A 16632-nucleotide genomic window follows, 5' to 3' on the forward strand; every position below is an offset into this window, starting at 1 on the left:
GGTCATTTTTGTGCGATCAGGCGTCCGCCATTGAGCGGCTTTCCCACCACGCCCGCACTTCACCTGCTCGCCAGTATCGGCGGCGGTTCTGATATACGGGCTGCGGAAATTCGGAGTCTTTGAGCCAGCGCCAAAGCGTCATGTCGCTTACGTTGCCGCAGACTTCGCGCACTTGTGCGCTAGAGAGCATCGGGTCCATTGCTTGCCACCTTTCAAGTTCTAACGTGGTGGCACGTCATTAATCACATGATCGGGCGGACCTCAAAATAATCACGCTCCAGAAAAAGGACCTATTTTTCTGGAAATGCACTGTGTTTGCGAATTTCGGCCTCCCGTTCGCGGGTCATCTTATCCCACTCCCGAATTGTCGATTTCGAGCGGCCCATTGAATTGGCGACCTCTGCCGCCGCCGCTTCTTCGCCAAACGTTTCCTTCCGGTTACGGTACAGGAGAATTGCCGCCGCAATATGTGGCGCGCCTGGACCGACCGCTGGGCGGCCTGCCGGTCTTGCGAGTTCGCCTTCGATGAGCAATGCGAGCAAGTCTCGTTCGCCTGTGCCCATTTGCACGTCCGATCGCAGCAGTTCGGCCAGCGGTGTAGGATGGCCTTGCGCTGCGCGCCGGACTGCATCGGCGAATTTCTTATCATATGCGTCCGCCATCATGACGCCTCCCGTTCATCCGCAGGCCGGTCCAACTCGGCAAGATATTCTGCCCACGCGTCCGCGCCTCCCTGCAACGCCGCAGCGCACGGCTTCCAGCCTTCGTCACTGCCGTGGATCGCCTCTTTAACCCGCCTCGTGTCATCAAGCCGCATGAACGTATCGCGCGCCGAGTCATGGGCCACCACGTCAAGCACGAACCGCGCCCACGCGGTGAGCGCATGGCCGCGTTCCTCTCGGTATTTGTGCCGCGAGTAGATGCCCGCAACGCCCGCCTTTTTGCCGCTGGTGTGATTTAGAAGCGCCTCGGTTACTTCCTGCGGGACGCCTAGCGATTCCAGCCCCGTTGCAAATGTCCGCCGTAGATCATGCAAGCGCCACGGCTCCGCAACTTCGACCTTTGAGTCGAGCCGCGCCTTAGCCTTCCCGAAACCGGAAAACGGAGTCGTGCCCGTAGTGGTGAAAATCAGACCGTCTTTGCCGACGCGCGGTAACGCATCGATTTCAGACAACACCGGCGCTGTGAGCGGGACGGGATTAGGCTCGCCATTCTTTGCCCTGTCCGCTGGCACGGTCCACACCCCTTGCCGCCGATCGATTTCCGCCTCGCGCATTCCAGCGACTTCCTCGCGCCGCTGCCCCGTGAGTATCAGGACGCGCACGATCGGTCCAAACGGTGCGCCGATGCCCGCCGCCTCGGTCCAGATCGTCGCGAGTTCATCCCATAACAGGACTCGGTCGCGAGACTTCACCCTATTAGGCATTTCAAATCCGGCGTATGGATTGGCCGCGACGATCTTGCGCTCTTTCGACGCGCACCACTTCCAGAATTTGGACAGGGTGCGGTGCAAGGCATTCGCCATGCTCGGCTTGCCGTCCGCCGTCAGCTTGTCGACCGGCGCGCGGATTTCATCATCTCGCAACTCGGCAATCGGACGGTCCCCTAGATCGGACAACAGGTGCCGTTCCAACTGCCGCTCGGTTTCGGCCCATGATCGATTGTTCGGCTTGGCATACTCGGCAATGAATCGGTCCACCGCTTGCCGCAGTGTGAGCCGATCGGCGCGCACAGCCCGCGCTGTAGGATCGTCGCCGGTTGCCGCCCTGTTGCGCGCCCTGTCCGCTGCGATACGTGCCTCTGCCAGCGTGTGCGGCTCGCCTAGCGGTAGATCGTCGACCGGATGCTCGCGAACGTCCAGCACGGGACCGATTGTGAGTTTTTTTGGCTTGCCGTCGAAGCGAAACCGCAGTGCCCATGATTTTGCGCCGGACGGTTGCACCACCAGGAACAAGCCGCGCGATTTCCCATCGGGGATTTCGGTGCGTACAAGTGGACCGTTCGGATCGGTTTTCGCAGGTAGCGCTTTGGCATTGCGGACCGCCGTTGCCGTTAAATCTCTAGCCATCATCCCTCCGGGGTAACGCTAGGGTAACGAGATAGGCGCGATTGCCACTGTTACCCCATGTGAATAACTTTGCCTCACATGCGGCACAAAGCGCAGGAATACAAGCGTTTCTAGAGTTCGGGACATTCTAACATGTGGTGCAATGTTAGACCTCAATTTTTAACTCTTAATCAGCGGGTCCTAGGTTCGAGCCCTAGTGCGTCCACCATTTTCCTCCCAATCTGCTCGTCGGCCCTGGCGCGTGCGTGCTCAATTGCGTGCGCATCACATCGAATGTGATGCGCGGGATTGGCAATCACATTATGCTGTGATACCCGTCCGGTATGAACACGATCGAAAAAGTTCGCACGCTCGTTTCGCAGGGTCTCATGACCCGCGCCGGCCTTGCCCGCGCTGCCGGGCTTCATGCCAATACGCTGCGCGAGTGCGGCGAGGATAGCTGGAACCCTACGGCCGATACGCTCGCCAAGCTCGAAGCCTTCCTCGAGGCCAATGACGAGACCCCGGTCATCGTCGGCGCCGAGGAGATCATCGACGAGGCGCGCAACGGCCGGATGTACATCCTTGTCGACGACGAAGACCGCGAGAACGAAGGCGATCTGATCATTCCCGCGCAGATGGCGACACCCAGCGCGATCAATTTCATGGCGACGCATGGCCGCGGCCTCATCTGCCTGTCGCTCGACCGCAAGCGCGTCGAAGCGCTCGGCCTCGAACCGATGAGCCGCGACAATCGCGAGAGCATGCAGACCGCCTTCACCACCTCGATCGAGGCCAAGGACGGCGTCACCACTGGTATCAGCGCCGCCGACCGCGCGCGCACCGTTTCGGTCGCCATCGATTCGACCCGCGGGCCCGACGATATCGTCACCCCGGGCCATGTCTTCCCGCTGGCGGCGCGCGATGGCGGCGTGCTGGTCCGCGCCGGCCATACCGAAGCGGCGGTCGATATCTCGCGCCTTGCAGGCCTCAATCCCTCGGGCGTGATCTGCGAGATCATGAACGAGGACGGCACCATGGCGCGGCTCGACGATTTGATCGGCTTTGCACGCCGCCACGACATGAAGATCGGCACGATCCGGGACCTGATCGAATACCGGATGCGTCACGACCATCTGGTCGAGCGCGTCGCCGAGGACAGTTTCGATTCCGACTATGGCGGCGACTGGCGTCTGCTGACCTACCGCAACACTGTCGACGGCAGCGAAAGCTACGTCCTGCAGAAGGGCCATGTGGTCGAGGACCAGCCCACCCTTGCCCGCGTTCACCCGATTTCGATCTTCGACGATGTGCTCGGCAAGCCCGGTCCGCGCAAGCGCACGCTGCAGCGCGCGATGCAGGCGGTGGGCGAACATGGCGCGGGCGTGATCGTGCTCATCACCGGGCGTCCGGCGTCGAACCGCGGCTACAGCGAAAGCGACGCGCAGCGCAATGTCGGTATCGGCTCGCAAATCCTTGCCGATCTCGGCATCGAGGACATGATCCTGCTCAGCAATTCGCAGCCCAATGTCGTGGCGATCGAAGGCTACGGCCTCAATATCGTCGACCACAAACCCATTCCGGAGTGACCCGCATGGCCCGTTTCCTGATCGTCGAAGCCCGTTTCTACGACCACCTCAATGACATGCTGGTAGCAGGCGCGCGCGCCGCGCTCGAAGCTGCCGGGCATGAAGTGGAAGTGCTCACCGTCCCCGGCGCGCTCGAAGTGCCCGGCGCGATCGCCCTCGCCTCCGAAAGCGGCCGCTACGACGGCTATGTCGGCATCGGCGTGGTGATCCGCGGCGAGACCTATCACTTCGAAATCGTCGCCGGTGAAAGCGCGCGCGGGATCATGGCGCTGACGATGGACGGGATGGCCATCGGCAACGGCATACTGACGGTCGAGAACGAGGCGCAGGCACTGGTCCGCGCCGACCCGGCCCAGAACGACAAGGGCGGCGAAGCGGCCAAGGCGGCGATGGCGCTGCTCGATCTGCAGGGCCGGTTCGCCGGCTAATCGGCCGCGTCGAGGAACTCCTTGAGCCCGAGCGGCGCGAACGGCCCGATTACCAGCTGTTCGAACACGCCGATGCCTTCGGACCCGTCGTTGCCCGACACACGTACGGGTACCTGGACGTGGAGATTCTCGGGCGCCAGCGGGTCGATATCGTCGAGTTCGATGTCCTCGCGCACGACTTCAAGCGGGCCGTGGTGGAGACCGTGGCCCCAATTCGGATCGGTATAGCCCAGCCCGCGCATCTGGAAGCGTCCGAGCGGCTCGAAGGTCACCTGTTCGGGGGCGCCGCGTAGCGCAAGCGAGAGCGTGCCGCCCGACGGCCAGCGGGTGCCCTGTTCGAGCCGGGTGCGCATGCTGCCATGCCCCTCGATGATCTCATCGGCAGAGGCCCCCTCGCCCGCCCATGCGGCGCGCGTGTTCCAGGCATTGCCCTGCGCGTCGTTGTTGACGTGGAAGAACAGGCTGCCGCCGGGGAAGTTGATCGGGGTCCATTGCCAAAAGAAGCCCGGCAGCGGCGCCCCCGGCATCGGCTGCGTATCGCGCGCGCCAATCGGGCGCACGCCCCAGCTGCGGTCGCGCGTCCCCATGGTCCCGGCCAGGTCCTGCTTGTCGCCATCGACCTCGATCCAGCCCTCGTACCCGCCGTTCTGCGTCAGCCGGGTATAGTCCATGAAGGCGCGCGGTCCGATCCGGTGCGTGAAACGCGGCTCCTCGATCGGGAAGGCACGACCGGTGAAAGTGATGTCTGCGGCCATGCCTTCGAACGGTTCGAGGCGGATACGCAGGATGTTGAGCGCCTCGATGATCTCGACCGAGATCGGCCCGGCGGCCATCGCCATGCGCTCCATCCCCAGTTCGGCGCTGGCGTGGACGCAGTGCTGCACCCCGTCGCGCACGACGTTGAAATGCGCATCGATAATGTCGAGATGCGGATAGATGCCCAGCGCGACGGCGAAAAAGCCGCTCCCGTCGGGCGCGTAGCCGTTGAAGAAATAGCGGTCGTAGAAATTGCGGTCGGTGCCGGCGAAGGCCACCGGTTCCGGCGTCTGGTGGATCGGATAGTCGTCTCCGCGGCTCAGAACCACTAGGTCGCCTCCTTCAATATCTGGATACTATCGCGCTCGAGGGCCAGCGAACAGGCCCCGCGCGCCATCGACAGGAAATTCGCGTCGCCGCGCTCGGTGCGTTCGACAAAGGCCGCGCTGAACACCGCGGTGGATACGCCATGGAGGATGCCGAGCCGGTAGTCGCGCTCGATTTCCTCATGGGTCAGATCGATACCGCGGACGCGCATCTCCGCGCGCCACAGATCGAGCAATTCGCGTTCGTGATCCCGCCACAATGCCGCACCGATGCCGCAGCCGATGAAATACCCGACATCGGTCATCGGCCTGCCCACGGCTACCGTCTGCCAGTCGAGAACGGCGATCGGCTCGCTTCCGTCACGGACATCGAACAGCATGTTGTCGAGCCGAAAATCGCCGTGGACGAGGCATTGCGGGGGCTCGTCGCGCTCGAACCACACCGCGCTCGCTTCGCGCAATTGCTCGCAGATCGCCATGAATTCGGGCTCTAGCATTTCGCCGTAGCGCTCACGGAAGACTGCCTGCGCCTGTGGATACATCACTCCGAGCTGCTGGCGCAGGTCAGCGAGCGGCGCGATCCATTCGGCATCGAGCAGTTCGCGGCGACCCCAGCTGGGCGCATGGATCGCGGCCGCCTGCCGGATGGCGGCGCGCGCATCCTCGATCCCGCACCCCGCGATCTGATCGCCTTGGCGCGCGGGGCCCATGTCCTCGCACAGCAGGATAAAGGCGCCGCCCGTCTCGTCGACCTCGGTGAAATAGACCTGCGGCACCCGCACATCGAGCAGCGGCGCGGCGTGGCGGTAGAATTCGACTTCCTTGCGGTAAAGCCCGAACAGCGCGGCGGTGCCCCGGCTGCTGGCATCCTCTGCCGGGAACTTCCCTGCAAGCGTTGGCGGTACGTCCTCACCCGTCAGGAAGAAACGCACGCTGTCGCCCACCTGCCCGGTGCCGATCGGCTCCCAGCGGACGGAATCGACACGCGCGTTCAGCTGCGCGCCAAGCCACGCAGCGCTGACCTCGTCCGGATGCGCCGGAAATTTTCCCATAGCCCCCCCCACAAAGAGCAATTTTGCGGAACGCTAGCTGCCCTTATGCGTCCTGACAATCATGCAGGACAGACAATCATGAACGGTGCCCTCGAATGGATCACTTCGATTGGCACCGTCCTCGCAGCATCGATGATCGCCTTCGACATGGGACGCCGCGCCACCGCCTGGGGGTTCGTACTGTTCTGCGTGGTTTCCGCGCTCTGGATTTACATCGGGCTGACCGAGGACGCGATCCCGCTCGCCGCGATGAACGGCATCCTCCTGCTGATCAACGCCTGGGGCGTATGGCAGTATTGGTTCCACCCGAAGAACCGGACCTAGACCACTCGCCCGCACCGGCAGCGATCGCGGTCGACCGAGATCGCCTAGGCCGGGATTACTAAGCTCCGATGCCGCCGAAGCACTCACGCCCGGCATAGATCGCGCTGTCACCCAGCTCTTCCTCGATCCGGATCAGCTGGTTGTATTTCGCAAGCCGGTCCGAACGCGCGAGGCTGCCGGTCTTGATCTGCCCGCAATTGGTGGCGACCGCGAGATCGGCAATCGTCGCATCCTCGGTTTCGCCCGAACGATGCGACATGACCGCGGTGTAGCCCGCGCGGTTTGCAATACTCACCGCATCGAGCGTTTCGGACAAAGTGCCGATCTGGTTGACCTTCACCAGCAGCGAATTGGCCAGACCTTGCTCGATCCCGTCGCGCAGCCGTTCGGGATTGGTGACGAACAGGTCGTCGCCCACCAGCTGGACGCCGTTGCCGATACGGTCGGTGAGCGCTTTCCAACCGGCGAAATCGTCTTCGGCCATGCCGTCTTCGATCGAACGGATCGGATAGTCGCGGCACAGCTTGTCGAGATATTCGGCCATCTCGTCACCCGAGAGCGAGAGCTTCTCGCCCGAGATCTCGTATTTGCCGTCCTTGAAAAATTCGGTCGAAGCGCAATCGAGTGCGAGCGCGATGTCCTCGCCCGGCTTGAACCCGGCCTGCTCGACCGAGGCCATGATGAAATCGAGCGCATCGCGCGTGCTGGCGAGATCGGGGGCGAAGCCGCCTTCGTCGCCGACCGCGGTGGCAAGACCCTTTTCATGCAACTTCTTCTTGAGCGTGTGGAAGACCTCCGCGCCCCACCGGACCGCTTCGGCCAGACTGTCGGCGCCGATCGGCATGACCATGAATTCCTGGATATCGATCGGGTTGTCGGCATGTTCGCCGCCATTGATGATGTTCATCATCGGCACCGGCAGGACATGCGCCGAAACGCCGCCGATATAACTATAGAGCGGCAGGCCGCGCGCACTTGCCGCTGCCTTGGCCACCGCCATGCTGGTGCCGAGGATCGCATTCGCGCCGATGCGGCCCTTGTTCGGCGTACCGTCGAGCGCGATCATCGAGAGGTCGATATCGCGCTGGTCCTCGGCATCGAACGCGCCGACCAGCATGTCGCGGATTTCGGTATTTACCGCGTTCACTGCGTTGATCACACCCTTGCCGAGATAGCGGGCTTTGTCGCCATCGCGGAGTTCGACGGCTTCATGCGCTCCGGTCGAGGCGCCGCTGGGAACCGCGGCGCGGCCAAAGCTGCCATCGTCGAGCAAAACATCGACCTCGACCGTGGGATTACCCCGCGAATCGAGAATTTCGCGGGCGTGGATATCGATGATCGCGGTCATGGTGCTGGCGCTCCGGGAAAAGGTGTTGTAATCGGATAAAACACCCCCAGATGGGGAGTCAGCAGCGCTCTATTCGCCGGAACATTGGTGTGCAAGTTGCGTTGCAACATTGAAGGCGGAAACGCCGGACGACAACCAAGTGAGGGCAAGGACCAGCATCATGGCAGAAACCACCGCAGGCGGCGCACCCAAGAAGCGCAAAAGTCCTGCCACCCAGAAACCCGCAGCCAAGAAATCCGCCACCGCCGCCAAGCCGCGCAAACCCGCGGCGAAGCAAGGCGCCGCGAAGGAGACAACAATGACCAATACCGCAACACCGGGAACTGCCACCGATAACCGCACCGAAGCCAAGTCGCGCTTCAATGCCGCGCTCGAAGAAGCCAAGGCCGGCGCCGCCGCGCTCAAAGCCGAAGGCAAGGACCGCGCCACCGCTTATCGCGAGCAGGCCAAGGGCAAGGGTGACGACTGGGTCGCCGAAGCCCGCACCTATGGCGAAGACGCCAAGGTCAAGGGCCGCGAACTGGCGACCGAAGGCAAGGTGAAGGCGGGCGAAGGCCTGCGCTCGCTCAGCAAGCTGGTCGATGAAAACGCCTATCAGGTCGACGAGAAGCTCGGCGCGAAATATGGCGATTATGCCCGCACCGCTTCGAAATCGCTCGATGGCTATGCCAGCAAGCTCGACGAAAAGAGCGTCGACGACCTCGTCGAAGACGGTCGCGAATTCGTCCGCAAGAGCCCGGGCAAGGCAATCGGCATAGCCGCAATTGTCGGCTTCATGCTTTCGCGCCTGTTCCGCGGTTCGCGCTAAGCGACCGATTACGGGGGACTGCATGCGCGACGATGACACCGAACGGGCCGACGAATATCCCGGCCCGTTCGATTTGCCTGACGAACACGAAGCTTCCGAACCGGAGGGCGAGGACGCTCAGCCATTTTCGCTGACCGATGATGTCCTCGCGCTGATCGAGGATGGCAAGAGCTATGCCGAGGCCGAACTGCGGTTTCAGAAAAGCCGCGCTGGTTATATCGGCAATCGGACCAAGGGTGCCATTGCATTCGCCCTGGGCGCATTCGGCGTGTTCCACCTTGCCCTGATTGCGGCGACGGTGGGAATAGTGATCGCACTGGCGCCCGTCATCGGCCCATGGGCCGCAACCGCGGTTGTCACGCTGGCGCTGATCATCGCCGGAGTTGTCATGTTGCGCTTTCTCAAGGGACGGCTCGACGATATCCGCGACGCGTTCGATGATGGGGATGGCGAATGAGTGATCGTCGTACACGCATGCTCGAAGACAAATATCTGCGCGAATCCGCCCGCGCGCTCGTCGAGGCGGATATCGAGCATCTCAAATCCGATTTTTCGCACAAGAGCCTGGGCGAGCGTGCGTTCGACCGGGTCCGCGAAGGCGCCGCCGATCTCTATGAAGAGGCTATCGATGTCGCCGATGACAACCGCGGGGCGCTCGCCGCGCTGGTCGCGGCCATTGTCGTCTGGTTCGCACGCAATCCGATCCTCGATGTGCTCGGCTTCGATCGCGAAGCCAATGACGAGCACGAGGAATATCACGGAGAATCGGAACGTTAGGCCTGCTCGATCCGTTGACTTTACGAACGCAAATTCCGGAGATTTACCATGGCCGATGCAGCCGAGAACAACGTCACCCCGATCAGCGCCGACAGCAAGTTGAGCGACGAGCAGAAGCGCGAGCAATTGCGCGACCGGATCGAAGCGGGTGAGAAGCGCAACGAAGCGCGTAGCCTGGCCGACCAGGCCAAGGACGCTGCCGACAGCGCAGTCGAATTCACCAAGAAGCACCCCTTCGCCGTTATCGGCGGTGTACTCGTCGCGGGCCTCGCGATCGGCGCGATGACGCGGCCGGGCCGCCGGCTTGGTCGTCGCGGCGGTACCATTGCAGCAATCGCCGCCGATGCCGCGCTCGCCTATGGCGCGCGAATGATCGACAGCATGGCCGACGGCGCGCAGTTCGCCGGAGACCGGCTCGAGGATCTGGGCGACAGCGCTGCCACTACCGCACGCGGGCTTCGCCGCGATGCGGCCTACAAGCTCGACGTGGCCGGTGATGCGCTGCGTAGCTCAAGCCGCAAGGCCGGACGCAAGAGCAGCCGCGCCTATCGCGCGCTGCGGACCGGCATCAAGCACTAGGCACAAGCATCGCAAGGATGCCGTAGCGGCGCGACGGGCTTGCCTGTCGCGCCGCTTTCGCTATGTGCCGCAGCCATTCCTCTCCCCTCCCCTTCGAGAAAGACGATTCCATGGAAGAAACCGAGAGCAAGCAGACGCTCTACCTCGTGATGGGCGGCCGGGTGACCGATCCGCGCAGCGTGACCTTTGCCGATCCCGAAAGCATCCACGTCGCCGGTGTGTTCAGCAGCAACGAAGCTGCGGTAGATGCCTGGCGCTCCAACGCGCAGCGTACTGTGGACGATGCCGAGATGAAGTATGTGATCGTCCACCTGCACAAGTTGCTCGATCCGAGCGCCTAATTTCGCGATGGCCTATGTCATCAGGCCGTATCGCGACGATGATGCCGAGGTGCTGGCCGAAATCCTCGCCTTGGCGATCACCGATATCGGGCCGCATGCCTATTCGCCCGCGCAGGTTGCTGCGTGGGCCGCACGCCACCCCGGTGCCCGGCGGTACCGGGAGCGGGTTGCCGCTGGCGATGTGATCTTTGTCGCGGCCGATGTCGATGACCGGCCGGTCGCCTATGTCCTTCTCGAGCAGGACGGGCATATCGACCATCTCTACAACCATCCCGAGCATACACGGCGCGGCCTGGCCACGCAGCTGCTGGCAACAGCGGCGACCTATGCGCGCAAACACGGAATGGAGCGCCTCTACGCCGAAGCCAGCGATCTTGCCCGCCCCGCTTTCCAGCGGGCCGGCTTCACCGCGACGCACAAGCGCGAATTCACCATTCCGCACGGGGATCGGGACGTCCCGATCCACAATTGGGGAATGGAGAAACCCCTGTCGTGAGGCCCCGCATACGCGGGACCCCGACGATCAGATGAATTCGATCTTGTTGATCAGGTAGAACTTGTCGCCCGAGGGAACGGTCACTTCGACCTCTTCGTCAAGCTGCTTGCCGATCAGCGCGCGCCCGATCGGCGAATTGTAACTGATCCGGCCCTTCGCGGCATCGGCTTCGGTCTGGCCCACGATCTGGTAACGCACCGGCTTGTCATTCTCGTCGAGCAGCGTGACCGTTGCCCCGAAGATCACCTTGTCGCCCGACAGCGTGGTGGGATCGATGATCTGCGCGCGGGTAATCTTGTCCTCAAGGTCGGCGATCTGCGTTTCAACATGGCCCTGGCGTTCCTTGGCCGCGTGATATTCGGCATTCTCCGACAGGTCGCCATGCGCACGTGCTTCCTCGATCGCATCGACGATCAGGGGACGCTCGGCACGCAGGACCTTGAGTTCCGCCGTGAGCTGTTCGTAGCCCTCGGCCAGCATCGGCACTTTTTCCATAGGGCTCTTGTCCTTCCTGTTCCGGCTGCCCCCCCGGGGACAATTCGAACCCGGTCCGCCGGATTGCGGAACACAAGCGGTTCGAATGTCGGGAGGGGGAGCGTGTTTTTCGTCAGCTATAATAGTCTTGCAACGAACGTACTTCAAGCTGGTCCGGCGAAACCTCTGCGATTGCTTGCGCAACGGCCAGCGAAGCGGCGGCCGTGGTGTAGTAGGGCAGCTTCTTTTCCAGCGCCGCTTCGCGGATCGATTTGCTGTCGAGCAGCGACTGCCAGCCCTCGGTGGTGTTGAAGATCAGCTGCACCGCGCCGTCGATGATCGCATCGACGATATGCGGGCGCCCTTCGGCCACCTTGTTGACCGGTTCGACCGCGAGACCCTGCTGCGCCAGATACTGCTGCGTGCCGCCGGTGGCGATTACGCGGAAGCCCTTGTCGAGCAGTGTTTTCACGGCCGGCAGGATCAGCGGCTTGTCGGTATCCTTGACCGACACGAACAGCGTGCCCGACTGTGGCGGGGTCATGCCCGCGCCCAGCTGCGACTTGAGGAAGGCCGCGGCAAACCCGCGATCGATCCCCATCACCTCGCCGGTCGATTTCATCTCGGGCGACAGCGCCGGGTCGGCACCGGGGAAGCGCGCGAAGGGGAACACCGCTTCCTTCACCGCCATGTGGTTGGGATTGAGGTCGAAGGGTTCGAACGCGCTCAGCGGCTCGCCCGCCATGACGCGCGCGGCGACCTTGGCGATGGGCCGGCCGATCGCCTTGGCGACGAAGGGCACCGTGCGGCTGGCGCGCGGATTGACCTCGATCAGATAGACCTCGCCATCCTTGACCGCGAACTGCACGTTCATCAGTCCGCGCACTTCCAGCGCCACGGCCAGTTCGGTTGCCTGGCGTTCCATCTCGGCGATGATGTCCTGCGGCAGGCTGTAGGGCGGCAGCGTACAGGCGCTGTCGCCCGAATGGACGCCGGCCTCCTCGATATGCTGCATCACGCCCGCGATCCGCACTTCGGTGCCGTCGGAAACGACATCGACATCGCATTCCACCGCATCGCGCAGATATTGGTCGACCAGGACCGGGCTGTCGCCGCTGACATTGACCGCGGTGGCGATGTAGTCGTCGAGCTGCGCTTCGCTGTCGACGATTTCCATCGCGCGCCCGCCCAGCACGTAGCTCGGGCGCAGCAGCACCGGATAGCCGATCCGCGCCGCCACTGCGGCGGCCTCGTCGCGGCTCTTGGCGATGCCGTTCAGCGGCTGCTTGAGCTTGAGCTTGTTGATCAGCTTGGCAAAGCGTTCGCGGTCTTCGGCCAGGTCGATCGCATCGGGGCTGGTGCCGAGGATCGGGATGCCTTCGCGTTCGAGCGCGGCGGCCAGCTTGAGCGGGGTCTGCCCGCCGAACTGCACGATGACGCCGACCACTTCGCCCTTCGACATCTCGACGCGCATGATCTCGAGCACGTCTTCCTCGGTCAGCGGCTCGAAATAGAGCCGGTCCGAGGTGTCGTAATCGGTCGAAACGGTTTCCGGATTGCAATTGACCATGATCGTTTCGAATCCGGCCTCGGCCAGCGCGAAACAGGCGTGGACGCAGCAATAGTCGAACTCGATACCCTGCCCGATGCGGTTGGGTCCGCCGCCCAGAATCACGATCTTCCTGCGATCGGACGGGTCCGCCTCGTCCTCGGGCTCGCCAAAGCTGGGGGCCTCGTAGGTCGAATACATATAGGGCGTGATCGCCTCGAATTCGGCGGCGCAGCTGTCGATCCGCTTGTACACCGGATAGACGCCGAGCTTGCGGCGCAGATTGCGCACTTCCTGCTCGCTCGTCGCGCCGGCCATGGCGCGCAGTGCATCGTGCAGCAGGCCCGACCGCTTGGCCTGCGTTTCGCCCAGCCCGCCCGCGACGCCGACAGAACGCACCGCCAGCGTGGCAAGCCGCTTGTCCGAAAAGCCCATCGCCTTGAGGCGGCGCATCTCGGTCTCGGTATTGGGCAGGCCGTTATGCGCGATCATGTTCTCTTCGTAGATGATCGCTTCGATCTGGCGCAGGAACCACGGGTCGTACCCGGTGATCGGCTGGATATCCTCGACGCTCAGCCCCTCGCGGAAGGCCTGCGCGATCTTGAGGATGCGCTCGGGGGTCCGCTGGCTGAGCGAGGCGACGATCTTGTCGCGCGACACGCCTTCCAGCTCGGTCACCCGGTTGAACCCGTCGAGATCGGTTTCGAGACCGCGCAGCGCCTTCTGCATCGATTCGGCAAAGCAGCGACCGATCGCCATGACCTCGCCGACCGATTTCATCGCGGTCGACAGCTCGTTCTTGGCGCCCTTGAACTTCTCGAACGCGAAGCGCGGGATCTTGGTCACGACATAGTCGATCGTCGGTTCGAAACTGGCGGGCGTCGCGCCGGTGATCTCGTTCTGGATCTCGTCGAGCGTATAGCCCACCGCCAGCTTGGCGGCGACGCGCGCGATCGGGAAGCCGGTCGCCTTCGATGCCAGTGCGGAGGACCGCGACACGCGCGGGTTCATCTCGATCACGATCAGGCGGCCGTCTTCCGGATTGACCGCGAACTGGACGTTCGAGCCGCCGGTTTCGACCCCGATCTCGCGCAGCACGTTGATGCTTGCGGTGCGCATGATCTGGTATTCCTTGTCGGTCAGCGTCAGCGCAGGCGCCACGGTGATGCTGTCGCCGGTATGCACGCCCATCGGATCGACATTCTCGATCGAACAGATGATGATGCAATTGTCCTTGCGGTCGCGCACCACCTCCATCTCGAATTCCTTCCACCCGAGGAGCGATTCCTCGATCAGGACTTCGGTGGTGGGCGAGGCTTCGAGGCCTTCGCGCACGATCCGTTCGAACTCGGGCTTGTTATAGGCGATCCCGCCGCCGGTACCGCCCAGCGTGAAGCTGGGGCGGATGATCGACGGCAGGCCGGTGCGTTCGAGCACCGCAAGCGCCTCGTCCACCGTATTCGCGACGCCGCTGCGCGCGCTTTCGAGCCCGATCTTGTCCATCGCCTCGCGGAAACGCTGGCGGTTCTCGGCCTTGTCGATCGCATCGGCATCGGCGCCGATCATCTGCACGCCGTATTTCTCGAAAGTGCCATCGTTGAACAGCGCCAGCGCGCAATTGAGCGCGGTCTGCCCGCCCATCGTCGGCAGCACCGCGTCGGGGCGTTCCTTGGCGATGATCTTGGCGACGATCTCGGGCGTGATCGGCTCGACATAGGTCGCGTCGGCCATTTCCGGATCGGTCATGATCGTGGCCGGGTTGGAGTTGACCAGGATGACCCGGTAGCCCTCCTCCTTCAGCGCCTTAATCGCCTGCGTGCCCGAATAGTCGAACTCGCAGGCCTGGCCGATGATGATGGGACCTGCGCCAATGACGAGGATCGAGGAGATGTCAGTACGTTTGGGCATTTAGATCAACTTTAGAAGAGCTTCGATGAGATCGCTTGCTAGCTTTCCGATCGCGCCAGAGGAGAACTTGTCCGCGAGCTTTTTGAGCAGCGGCACGATCAAGGTAATCAACTTGCTAAGGCGGAATGACTCCCCCTTTAACATCGCCTCGCCAGCGTCTATTTCTGCCAGCATCGCGCCTTTGGGCTCATTCAGAAGCTCTTCAACCGAATTGCTTTTCTGAATTTCTGCCTCAAGCGCAGCCAACCGATCCTCGATCTCTTCAATTTGAGGGAGATTGTCGGCCCTAGTGACAATCCGGTCTGAAGCCGGGATGTAATTCAAGGTCGAAAGGGATAAGGTCTCCCCTTTGTTCAGCGCATATCTCGATAGGTAACTGCTAGGTTCGGCAAGCTGCTGCTCTACTTTGATATAACCTTTTCTAACGATGCTATATCCGTTGAGTTCGTAGTCGCTCGTTTCGTTATGAAGGAGAGACTGATTATCTAATTCAAGCAAAGCCATTTCGACGCGAACTGCTGACGATTTGACGGGGAGTCTTTCGCGCAAACCGTCAGCATTGATAGGATCATCACTATCCTGCGCATGTTCAAAAAGTTCAAATAGCAGAGCGTCTTCCAACGCCTTTTGAGAAATAAAGTTTGCCATCAGAGCATCCCCACGAATTTCTCGAACAGGTAGAAACTATCCTGCGGGCCGGGGCTCGCCTCGGGGTGGTATTGCACCCCGAACGCCCGCTTACCCGTGATCGCGATCCCGCAATTGGTGCCGTCGAACAGCGAGACGTGGGTTTGCTCCACGCCTTCGGGCAGGGTCTCGCCGTCGACCGCGAAGCCGTGGTTCATGCTGGTGATCTCGACGAGGCCGGTGCTCTCGCCCCAGCCCTCGCCCACCCGCTGGACAGGGTGATTGGCGCCGCGGTGGCCCTGGAACATCTTGGCGGTCTTCGCGCCTGCTGCGAGGCCGAGCATCTGGTGGCCGAGGCAGATGCCGAACAACGGGACGTCGCGTTCGAGCAGGCCCCTGATTACCGGCACCGCATATTCGCCCGTCGCCGCCGGGTCGCCCGGGCCGTTCGACAGGAACACGCCATCGGGCTGCAGCGCGAGTACTTCGTCGAGCGTAGTGCGCGCGGGCACCACGGTCACCTTGGCCCCTGCCTGCACGAGATTGCGGAAGATGTTGTCCTTCGCACCGTAATCGATCGCCACGACATGCGGCTTGGTGGCCTTGGCTTCGCCATAGCCGAAGCCGAGCTGCCAGTGGCCGCCGGTCCAGTCTTCATTGGCATCGCGGGTCACGCCGGGGACGAGGTCGAGCCCTTCGAGCCCGCTCCATTCGGCGGCCTGCGCCTTCAGTGCCGGAAGGTCGAATTCGCCGCGCGGGCTGTGCGCGATCACCGCATTGGGCGCGCCCGCCATGCGGATGCGGCGGGTCAGCGCGCGGGTGTCGACACCCGACAGGCCGATCTTGCCGTGATCCTTCATCCATTCGACGAATTCATTCTGCGCACGGAAGTTCGAATGCGGGGTCACTTCCTGCCGCACCACGCAGCCGACCGCGCCGAGGCCGCGGCTTTCGTGGTCTTCCTCGTTCGCGCCGACATTGCCGATATGCGGGAAGGTGAAGGTGACGATCTGGCTGTCGTAGGACGGATCGGTCATCACCTCCTGATAGCCGGTCATCGCGGTGTTGAAGCAGACTTCGCCCACCGCGCTGCCGGTGGCACCGAAGCCCTTGCCCCAGATGACGGTGCCGTCACCGAGCACGAGGACTCCCGTCGCGCCTGAGGGTTGCGCGTGCGAAGATGCGGACAGGGCCATGGGCGCT

19 protein-coding genes are annotated in these 16632 nt (G+C 62.8%); 9 read left to right on the forward strand and 10 right to left on the reverse strand.

The features are described 5' to 3' along the window. Positions 1 to 16: 16 nt before the first annotated feature. From V6B15_RS06475 to V6B15_RS06485, 3 genes are all read right to left on the reverse strand, one after another. Positions 17 to 199, reverse strand: a complete 183-nt coding sequence (locus V6B15_RS06475; RefSeq protein WP_334200491.1) for a helix-turn-helix transcriptional regulator — start codon at positions 197 to 199, stop codon at positions 17 to 19. Between the two features lie 91 nt (positions 200 to 290). Then, a complete protein-coding gene (locus V6B15_RS06480) occupies positions 291 to 665 on the reverse strand; it encodes a hypothetical protein (RefSeq protein ID WP_334200492.1) in 375 nt (124 codons plus the stop codon). Further along, positions 662 to 2068, reverse strand: coding sequence for a tyrosine-type recombinase/integrase (locus V6B15_RS06485; protein ID WP_334200493.1), 1407 nt, complete (start codon positions 2066 to 2068; stop codon positions 662 to 664). Before V6B15_RS06485 ends, V6B15_RS06480 begins: the two co-directional genes overlap by 4 nt. Before the next feature lie 323 nt (positions 2069 to 2391). On the opposite strand from V6B15_RS06485, the gene ribB reads away from it, so the two are divergent. Together ribB and ribH are read left to right on the forward strand one after the other, a co-directional pair. Then, entirely contained in the window at positions 2392 to 3636 is a 1245-nt protein-coding gene (ribB, locus tag V6B15_RS06490) for a 3,4-dihydroxy-2-butanone-4-phosphate synthase (protein ID WP_253515824.1), read from the forward strand. Between the two features lie 5 nt (positions 3637 to 3641). Next, positions 3642 to 4064, forward strand: coding sequence for a 6,7-dimethyl-8-ribityllumazine synthase (ribH, locus tag V6B15_RS06495; protein WP_320180289.1), 423 nt, complete (start codon positions 3642 to 3644; stop codon positions 4062 to 4064). Here ribH and V6B15_RS06500 read toward each other — a convergent pair. Together V6B15_RS06500 and V6B15_RS06505 are read right to left on the reverse strand one after the other, a co-directional pair. Further along, positions 4061 to 5149, reverse strand: a complete 1089-nt coding sequence (locus V6B15_RS06500) for a hypothetical protein (protein WP_334200494.1) — start codon at positions 5147 to 5149, stop codon at positions 4061 to 4063. The two genes, ribH and V6B15_RS06500, sit on opposite strands and share 4 nt — an antisense overlap. Continuing rightward, positions 5149 to 6198, reverse strand: a complete 1050-nt coding sequence (locus V6B15_RS06505; RefSeq protein ID WP_334200495.1) for a phosphotransferase family protein — start codon at positions 6196 to 6198, stop codon at positions 5149 to 5151. Before V6B15_RS06505 ends, V6B15_RS06500 begins: the two co-directional genes overlap by 1 nt. A 78-nt stretch (positions 6199 to 6276) precedes the next feature. Between V6B15_RS06505 and V6B15_RS06510 the strand changes: the two genes are divergently transcribed. Then, a complete protein-coding gene (locus V6B15_RS06510; protein ID WP_253515836.1) occupies positions 6277 to 6522 on the forward strand; it encodes a hypothetical protein in 246 nt (81 codons plus the stop codon). Between the two features lie 58 nt (positions 6523 to 6580). On the opposite strand, the gene eno is transcribed toward V6B15_RS06510, so the two are convergent. Then, the gene (gene eno, locus V6B15_RS06515) at positions 6581 to 7870 is read right to left on the reverse strand and encodes a phosphopyruvate hydratase (RefSeq protein WP_334200496.1); all 1290 of its coding nucleotides are present in this window, start codon (positions 7868 to 7870) and stop codon (positions 6581 to 6583) included. Positions 7871 to 8030: 160 nt separating this feature from the next. Here eno and V6B15_RS06520 point away from each other — a divergent pair, with 160 nt between their 5' ends. From V6B15_RS06520 to V6B15_RS06545, 6 genes are all read left to right on the forward strand, one after another. Beyond that, positions 8031 to 8678: a hypothetical protein gene (locus tag V6B15_RS06520; RefSeq protein WP_334200497.1), complete on the forward strand. Its 648-nt coding sequence runs from the start codon at positions 8031 to 8033 to the stop codon at positions 8676 to 8678. Positions 8679 to 8700: 22 nt separating this feature from the next. After that, positions 8701 to 9135, forward strand: coding sequence for a phage holin family protein (locus tag V6B15_RS06525; protein ID WP_334200498.1), 435 nt, complete (start codon positions 8701 to 8703; stop codon positions 9133 to 9135). After that, positions 9132 to 9455 carry a hypothetical protein gene (locus tag V6B15_RS06530; protein WP_334200499.1) on the forward strand — a complete coding sequence of 108 codons (324 nt, stop codon included), beginning with the start codon at positions 9132 to 9134 and terminating at the stop codon, positions 9453 to 9455. The genes V6B15_RS06525 and V6B15_RS06530 overlap by 4 nt, the downstream gene beginning before the upstream one ends. 48 nt (positions 9456 to 9503) lie before the next feature. Continuing rightward, positions 9504 to 10034, forward strand: coding sequence for a hypothetical protein (locus V6B15_RS06535; RefSeq protein ID WP_253515863.1), 531 nt, complete (start codon positions 9504 to 9506; stop codon positions 10032 to 10034). A 110-nt stretch (positions 10035 to 10144) separates the two neighbouring features. Then, positions 10145 to 10375 carry a DUF4170 domain-containing protein gene (locus V6B15_RS06540; protein WP_253515866.1) on the forward strand — a complete coding sequence of 77 codons (231 nt, stop codon included), beginning with the start codon at positions 10145 to 10147 and terminating at the stop codon, positions 10373 to 10375. 7 nt (positions 10376 to 10382) lie between these two features. Next, positions 10383 to 10871 carry a GNAT family N-acetyltransferase gene (locus V6B15_RS06545; RefSeq protein ID WP_334200500.1) on the forward strand — a complete coding sequence of 163 codons (489 nt, stop codon included), beginning with the start codon at positions 10383 to 10385 and terminating at the stop codon, positions 10869 to 10871. Positions 10872 to 10898: 27 nt separating this feature from the next. Here the strand turns inward: V6B15_RS06545 and greA are convergent, their stop codons facing one another. From greA to carA, 4 genes are all read right to left on the reverse strand, one after another. Then, a complete protein-coding gene (gene greA, locus V6B15_RS06550; RefSeq protein WP_253515871.1) occupies positions 10899 to 11366 on the reverse strand; it encodes a transcription elongation factor GreA in 468 nt (155 codons plus the stop codon). A gap of 112 nt (positions 11367 to 11478) precedes the next feature. Continuing rightward, a complete protein-coding gene (gene carB / locus V6B15_RS06555; RefSeq protein ID WP_334200501.1) occupies positions 11479 to 14802 on the reverse strand; it encodes a carbamoyl-phosphate synthase large subunit in 3324 nt (1107 codons plus the stop codon). Then, a complete protein-coding gene (locus V6B15_RS06560) occupies positions 14803 to 15450 on the reverse strand; it encodes a hypothetical protein (protein ID WP_219148766.1) in 648 nt (215 codons plus the stop codon). Further along, positions 15450 to 16625: a glutamine-hydrolyzing carbamoyl-phosphate synthase small subunit gene (gene carA, locus V6B15_RS06565; protein ID WP_334200502.1), complete on the reverse strand. Its 1176-nt coding sequence runs from the start codon at positions 16623 to 16625 to the stop codon at positions 15450 to 15452. Before carA ends, V6B15_RS06560 begins: the two co-directional genes overlap by 1 nt. Positions 16626 to 16632: the final 7 nt, after the last annotated feature.

Origin of the sequence: Qipengyuania sp. Mu-71 (genome assembly GCF_036867055.1) — a bacterium.
Lineage (GTDB): Bacteria > Pseudomonadota > Alphaproteobacteria > Sphingomonadales > Sphingomonadaceae > Qipengyuania > Qipengyuania profunda.

Coding starts and splice junctions, on each gene's coding strand:
- V6B15_RS06510 (WP_253515836.1), top strand. CDS start 6,277: ATGAACGGTGCCCTCGAATGGATCACTTCGATTGGCACCGTCCTCGCA.
- V6B15_RS06530 (WP_334200499.1), top strand. CDS start 9,132: ATGAGTGATCGTCGTACACGCATGCTCGAAGACAAATATCTGCGCGAA.
- V6B15_RS06525 (WP_334200498.1), top strand. CDS start 8,701: ATGCGCGACGATGACACCGAACGGGCCGACGAATATCCCGGCCCGTTC.
- V6B15_RS06540 (WP_253515866.1), top strand. CDS start 10,145: ATGGAAGAAACCGAGAGCAAGCAGACGCTCTACCTCGTGATGGGCGGC.
- V6B15_RS06505 (WP_334200495.1), bottom strand. CDS start 6,198: ATGGGAAAATTTCCGGCGCATCCGGACGAGGTCAGCGCTGCGTGGCTT.
- V6B15_RS06480 (WP_334200492.1), bottom strand. CDS start 665: ATGATGGCGGACGCATATGATAAGAAATTCGCCGATGCAGTCCGGCGC.
- V6B15_RS06520 (WP_334200497.1), top strand. CDS start 8,031: ATGGCAGAAACCACCGCAGGCGGCGCACCCAAGAAGCGCAAAAGTCCT.
- carA (WP_334200502.1), bottom strand. CDS start 16,625: ATGGCCCTGTCCGCATCTTCGCACGCGCAACCCTCAGGCGCGACGGGA.
- V6B15_RS06545 (WP_334200500.1), top strand. CDS start 10,383: ATGGCCTATGTCATCAGGCCGTATCGCGACGATGATGCCGAGGTGCTG.
- ribB (WP_253515824.1), top strand. CDS start 2,392: ATGAACACGATCGAAAAAGTTCGCACGCTCGTTTCGCAGGGTCTCATG.
- V6B15_RS06560 (WP_219148766.1), bottom strand. CDS start 15,450: ATGGCAAACTTTATTTCTCAAAAGGCGTTGGAAGACGCTCTGCTATTT.
- V6B15_RS06475 (WP_334200491.1), bottom strand. CDS start 199: ATGGACCCGATGCTCTCTAGCGCACAAGTGCGCGAAGTCTGCGGCAAC.
- ribH (WP_320180289.1), top strand. CDS start 3,642: ATGGCCCGTTTCCTGATCGTCGAAGCCCGTTTCTACGACCACCTCAAT.
- V6B15_RS06485 (WP_334200493.1), bottom strand. CDS start 2,068: ATGGCTAGAGATTTAACGGCAACGGCGGTCCGCAATGCCAAAGCGCTA.
- carB (WP_334200501.1), bottom strand. CDS start 14,802: ATGCCCAAACGTACTGACATCTCCTCGATCCTCGTCATTGGCGCAGGT.
- V6B15_RS06535 (WP_253515863.1), top strand. CDS start 9,504: ATGGCCGATGCAGCCGAGAACAACGTCACCCCGATCAGCGCCGACAGC.
- eno (WP_334200496.1), bottom strand. CDS start 7,870: ATGACCGCGATCATCGATATCCACGCCCGCGAAATTCTCGATTCGCGG.
- greA (WP_253515871.1), bottom strand. CDS start 11,366: ATGGAAAAAGTGCCGATGCTGGCCGAGGGCTACGAACAGCTCACGGCG.